Source organism: Roseixanthobacter psychrophilus (genome assembly GCF_043195195.1).
GTDB lineage: Bacteria > Pseudomonadota > Alphaproteobacteria > Rhizobiales > Xanthobacteraceae > NCEH01.
The window spans coordinates 1-5,731 of the sequence record NZ_JBAFWT010000088.1 but is presented as its reverse complement, the minus strand read 5'-3'; the positions used below and the strand labels follow the sequence as shown (position 1 = coordinate 5,731).

The following is a 5,731-nucleotide window of genomic DNA, read 5'->3' as shown; positions in this document are numbered from 1 at the left end:
CGCCGGCGGGCGCCAACATGCCCAAAACCGCCATTCCTTATATAAAGGTACAAAACATCCGATAATGCAACATTATCGGACATATTTATTCGGCGACGGGCGGTGCGGTTTCGTTCATTAAGGGTGGCACAAAGCGCACAACGCGGCTATGCTTCCGACGATGCCCGCACCAGACTCCGCCTCTATTCCGGCTTTCCAGACCCCGGTCGTCCCGGGTTGGGCGGTGCCGCGCGCGCCGATCGCTGATCCGGCCGAGGCCGCCTACCTCGCCGGAGCAGCCTTGAATTCCCTCGACAATCTGGTGCGAGCAAAGCCGCCCTGGGCCGGCGCCTGGCGCCAGCGGGTGGCCCTCAGCGCGGCCGCGAGCGTCGCCCGCCTGCTCGGCCACCACGAGGATGCGGCGGCGCTGCGCGATGCCTGGCACCTGCGCCCGCCCGGCGCCGATCCGGGCCCCGCCGGCAACCTGCTGGCCGCCTGGCGGCGCCTGGCCTCCCGCTCCCCGATCATTGACGTCGCCGGCGTGCGCTCCCTCGCCAATCTGCTGGGCCTCGCCTGGGTGCCGGCGTTCGAGCGCCTGCCGGAAGCGATTGCGGCGGCCGCGGCTTCCGGCCGGCCGGCGCCGCTCGCCGCCGCTGCGGTCGCCGGCGCGGTTCCCGCCCTTGGACCCGCGGCCGAGGCGTTCGCCTGGTGGCTCGCGGACCTCGTTTTGGCTGCGCGCCTGCGCTGGCCGATCCCGGTGCCGGTGCTTGCCACCCAGGTCCACGCGCCGGTGCTGCGGTCCGGTCCGGGCGGTCGCCGGCATCGGCCGGGAGGGGAGGGGGGCGAGCTGGCCCTGTGCCTCGCCGCGGCCGCCGGCGCCGCGGAGGCGTGCCGCCTTGCCGCCGAGATCGGCCGCCGCGCCGCACGGCTCGAGGCCGTGGTGCCGAAGCTGCGCGCCAAGGGGGCGGGGGAGGCGGTCCGGCTGCTGCTCGAGGACGACGCGGTGTCGGGGTCCCTGACGACACCGTCGCTATCGCGCTGGGCATCGCGTCGGCTGTTTGAGCGGCTGGTGGCACTCGATGCCGTGCGCGAGCTTTCCGGCCGGCCCACCTTCCGGCTCTACGGGCTCTAACCATGGGTCGCCGACGCCGCGCCACCACGGCCCTCGACACCGAACTCGCCGAGTTGCCGACCGAGCTGCGCTGGCGCGAATGGATGGCCCGGGTCGAGGCGGTGCTGTTCGCCGCGCCCGGGCCCGTCGACCGGGAGCTGCTGGCCCGCGTGGTCGGTCGGACCTGCAGCATCGAGCTCGTCATCGAGGACATCCGCGAGGCCTTGCGCGAGCGCCCCTACGAGCTGGTGGCGGTCGCCGGCGGCTGGCAGCTGCGCACCCGGCCGCGCCATGCCGAGGCGGTCCATGCCGCCTTTGGGTCGGAGCCCACGGCCGTTCAGCTGTCCGAGACCGAGATGCTGGTGCTGGCCTCAATCGCCTACCACCAGCCGGTGACCCGCGGCGCCCTGAGCGAGATGATCGGCAAGGCGGTCAGCCGTGACACCATCGCCGAGCTGCGCGCACGGGACTTTATCGTTGCCGGGCCGCGGAGCCCGCAGCCGGGTGCGCCCTACACCTACGTGACGACGCGGGCCTTCCTCGCGCACTTCGGTCTCGATACGCTGCGCGACCTGCCCGACATCGAGGCGCTCGAGGACGCCGGGCTGCTCGACACGGTGCAACTGCGCGCGGGCGGGTTCCCCCTGCCGGGCGACGATGAGGACGATCTCGGACCCGAGAATGGGGAAGACGAGGAGGGAGATTGAGCGATCAACAGCGCCTGTAGGTTCTGAAGGCGACGTTGGCAGGTGTGTTTCGGGTGGATTGGCGTGAGCTGGATTGACAAGCCAAGGGCTCTGCGCGGTTGGTTGCTCGAGTTGTCAAAGTTGACGAAGTTGTCTCTCGTTCCTATCTTCCTGCCAGGAGTTGGACCGATGGCAAGCAAGCTGCAGACTGTGACCCCGACTGGCGTGAAGCCGCTGCGCAAGCGCACAGGCCGTAGGTTGACGATGTTCATGCTCAAGGGCGATCCAGTCCAGGCCTTGAAGCGATATGGACTTCCGCCAGGTGCCAAAGTCGCGATCGTATCGTCGGGTCCCAGAGCCGCGCGGAAGCTGAGTGCGGCTGTCGGCAAGGGCGTCGAGGTGGGGGCAGAAATCACAATCGCCGATCTCGAGACCGAATGGCCGGTTGCCGTTATCGACAAGGCGGCGTTCGAGCCGGACGCACGCAGCCGGGCCATTGTCGAGGGCCTGCGCATCGCCGAGCGTGACCTGAAGGAGGCCGGCGGCGCGTATGATCTTGCGCAGGTTCGCACCCTGATGCGCGGTGTGTCGCGGCAGGCGGTCGACAAGCGGGTGCAGGACGGCAGCCTGCTGGCGGTGCCGGGACCGAGCAACCGGCGGGTCTACCCGACGCTGCAGTTTAATCGCGACGGCTCGATCGTGCCGGGCCTGAAGGACGTCCAGGATGCGCTGCCGACCCGTAGCCCGTGGACGATTCTGAACTTTCTGAGCCGGTCCGACGCTCGGCTCGGAGGGCGGCGGCCGATCGACCTCCTGAAGGAAGGCCGCACGCAGCTCGTGGTCGAGGCGGCGCAGCGCTATGGTGAGCAGGGGGCGTGAGCACACCGCTCCCGCCGGCGGATCTTCATGCCCGCGACCCGGAACTTGTGGTGCTTCCTGCGGATGCCGACCTGCATCGCTTTTACACGGCGACCTATGATCCGATCTATTTCGACCGGTCGCAGCTGGGCCGCTTCAACGCGCCGGACGCATCCTACGGTGTGCTCTATGGTGCGCAGGAGGTCGCCGGCGCCTTCGCCGAGACATTCCTGCGTACGCCGAGGAACACCCTCATCGACGCGGACTTTCTCGGCCGCAAAGGGTACGTGCGCCTCAGGACGACGCGGGAGCTCCGGCTCGTCAAGCTGACCGGATCCGGCCTTGCGCGCATCGGCGCGACGGCGGAGGTCCCCCATCGCGGTCTGCCCTACGATACGCCACAGGCATGGTCAAAGGCTTTGGCCGCGCACCCCATCGACGCCGACGGCATCGCCTATCTGGCGCGGCACGACGATTCCCAGCTGTGCTTCGCGATCTTCGATCGCGCAGGGGCGGCGCTGTCCGAAGTGGAACGCCGCATCGATCTCGACATGGACTGGTTCTGGGAAATCGCCATGCGGTATCGGGTCGGCCTTGCTCCGTAGTGCAAGTCAATCCATCACCTTTCGCTGTCAATCGACTCTGAGAACCAAGAACCGACCCCGTATCGCCGTTGAATATTGGGTTTGACGCAGTTTCGATGCTAGTTCGACAATTCTACGCAGCGCCGATCAACCGGGCCCGCCCTTTGATACCCATGCCGACGAGGAGGATGAAGCCGATGACGAAGAAGCCCGAGATCGGACACGGACAGGCTAACCTCATCTGTGAGATGCCGGTTAAAGATCGCTTGGCCTTCATCGCCGAGGGGCTTCCGATCATTCATGCTAGTCGTGCGTCATCGTGCCGAGCCGCCCCTTCTTCATCGGCAGGCCGGGCTGGGTCCGGTCGAGCGCCTGGATCTGGCTCTTCTCGTCGACCGACAGCACGATGGCGTGGGCCGGTGGATCGACATAGAGGCCGACGACGTCGCGCAGCTTGTCGACGAATTTCGGATCGTTGGAGAGCTTGAACTGGCGCCAGCGGTGGGGGTGCGAGGCCATGCGCCTTCCAGATGCGCCTGACGGCGCTGGCGCTGATGCCGGCTTCCTTTGCCATCATGTCGGCGGTCCAGTGCGTCGTCTCGCCCGGCGGATCGGCAAGGGTGAGCGCCACCACACGCTCGGTGACCTCGGGGCCGAGCGGCGGAATGCGCGACGGCCGTGTCTTGTCGCGCAGCAGTCCCTCGTAGCCTTCCGCAGCGAAGCGCTCCTGCCAGCGCCACACGCAGGTCTTCGACTTGCAGGTCCGGCGCCGACCAGATGGAGCAGTGGTTCGTGGAGGGGGCGTGCGACGGCTTCGTGGTCGCCGCCACGTATGTGCCCGGCACCTACGAGGACTTCGTGCGTCTCGTGGTGCCCGAGTTGCAGCGCCGGGGCCTGTTCCGCACGGAGTTCGAAGGTGCCACTCTGCGTGAAAATCTGGGCCTGCCCCGCCCCCCCGACTGTCCGCCCTTCGCACATGGAAGCGGCCCAGTAGGATCGTAGCCGGCTCCTCACCAGAGGAGCCGGCCGCCGACCGCGAGGGCGGCGCAGGCACGCTTCCGCGGGCGCGCACGGCCTGAGCAAAGCAGCGTTCGTTCGCGGTTCTGGGCTCGCCAAAATGACGGAGTTCGGCCGCACGCCCTTTTTCACCGCCGCGGAATTCGAGCAGGCTGATCCCCACCCCGCATTGTGGCCGGCCGTGTGCCCGGGACGAAGGGCCGGCATCCGACCGCCCTTGGCCCATCATTTGGCCGGGGTGGAACTCGTCGCCTCGGCGACAAACGGGCAGCCGCCCTCGGACAATGGGCGGGTCACCTCATCCGGCGGGATTCGAGCGACCAGCTTGTAATAGTCCCACGGATACTTGGATTCTTCCGGTGTCTTGATCTGGAACAGATAGTAGTCCCGCATCACCCGTCCATCCGCCCGGATGTAGCCGTCCTTGATGAGGGCGTCGCTGATCCGCATCTCCTTCATGGCCGCGGAGACCTTCCTTGCGTCGGTGGATCCGACCTTCTCCACGGCCTTGAGATAATGCAGGACGGAGCTGTACACCGAGGCCTGGAGCGTTCCGGGCGCCTTGCCTCCGATCCTCGCCATGAAGCGCTTGGACCAAGCGCGGCTGCTGTCGTCGAGATCCCAGTAGAACGGCTCGGTCAGAACCGTGCCTTGCGCGATCTTCAGCCCCATGGCATGGACGTCGGTGATGAAGAGGAGGGTGGCCGCGAGCCGGGTACCGCCGGCGCTCAGGCCGAACTCGCTCGCCTGCTTGATCGCCTGGGTGGTGTCCCCGGCCGCATTGGCGAGCCCGATGACATCGGCCTTGGATGACTGGGCCTGCAGCAGGAACGATGAGAAGTCCTGCGTGTTGAGGGGATGGCGGGCGGAGCCGAGCACGGTTCCGCCCGCCTTCAGCACGGCCGCCATGGTGTCGCGCTCCAAATTGTGGCCGAACACGTAGTCCGCTGTCAGGAAGAACCATCTCTTGCCGCCCGACTGGACTACGGCGCGGCCGATGCTCGTCCCCATGATATAGGTGTCGTGCGGCCATTGGGACGCCACCGGCGAGCACGCCTTGCCGGTGAAGTCGGAGGCGGCGCCGGAGGAGTTCAGGAATATCCTGTCCTTCTCCAGCGTGAGCGCCTGGATGGCCAGGCCGATGGAAGAGACCGGGACATCGACGATGGCGTCCACGCCCTCGCTGTCGATCCACCGGCGCGCGATGGCGAGGCCCACGTCGGGCTTGGTCTGGTGATCGGCGGAGATGAGCTCGATGGGCTTGCCGAGCGCCTTGCCGCCGAAATCCTCCACCGCGAGCTGGGCGGCGATGAGTGCGCCCGCGCCGGATATGTCGGAGTAGATCCCGGCCATATCGGACAGGACCCCGATCTTGACCGCCCCATTTCCGGCCGCAGCCGGACCAATTCCCGCGCTCGTGAGCAGAGCGAGTGCCATGATCATTCGCTTCATCTTCATAATTCCTCCCCCTATTAGAGGACGTCTTATTGACCTGC

Annotated in this window: 5 protein-coding genes and 2 pseudogenes; 5 read left to right on the top strand and 2 right to left on the bottom strand. The window is 67.3% G+C overall.

Translation table 11 applies throughout. From position 1 onward, the window contains the following. Positions 1–160 precede the first annotated feature (160 nt). From V5F77_RS28095 to V5F77_RS28080, 4 genes are all read left to right on the top strand, one after another. Complete coding sequence (locus V5F77_RS28095; protein WP_429008361.1) at positions 161–1,111, top strand: DUF1403 family protein; 951 nt, start codon at positions 161–163, stop codon at positions 1,109–1,111. A gap of 2 nt (positions 1,112–1,113) precedes the next feature. Further along, a complete protein-coding gene (scpB, locus tag V5F77_RS28090) occupies positions 1,114–1,797 on the top strand; it encodes an SMC-Scp complex subunit ScpB (protein ID WP_429008360.1) in 684 nt (227 codons plus the stop codon). A gap of 168 nt (positions 1,798–1,965) precedes the next feature. Next, complete coding sequence (locus V5F77_RS28085; RefSeq protein ID WP_429008359.1) at positions 1,966–2,655, top strand: hypothetical protein; 690 nt, start codon at positions 1,966–1,968, stop codon at positions 2,653–2,655. Then, positions 2,652–3,239, top strand: a complete 588-nt coding sequence (locus V5F77_RS28080) for an RES family NAD+ phosphorylase (protein WP_429008358.1) — start codon at positions 2,652–2,654, stop codon at positions 3,237–3,239. Before V5F77_RS28085 ends, V5F77_RS28080 begins: the two co-directional genes overlap by 4 nt. A 285-nt stretch (positions 3,240–3,524) precedes the next feature. On the opposite strand, the pseudogene V5F77_RS28075 reads toward V5F77_RS28080, so the two are convergent. Further along, positions 3,525–3,984 (bottom strand): annotated as a pseudogene (locus V5F77_RS28075) (IS630 family transposase); the annotation flags it as partial. Positions 3,985–3,986: 2 nt separating this feature from the next. Between V5F77_RS28075 and V5F77_RS28070 the strand changes: the two are divergent. Further along, positions 3,987–4,220, top strand: a pseudogene (locus V5F77_RS28070) (hypothetical protein); the annotation flags it as partial. A gap of 240 nt (positions 4,221–4,460) precedes the next feature. Here V5F77_RS28070 and V5F77_RS28065 read toward each other — a convergent pair. Continuing rightward, complete coding sequence (locus V5F77_RS28065; protein ID WP_429008357.1) at positions 4,461–5,687, bottom strand: ABC transporter substrate-binding protein; 1,227 nt, start codon at positions 5,685–5,687, stop codon at positions 4,461–4,463. Between the last annotated feature and the right edge of the window lie 44 nt (positions 5,688–5,731).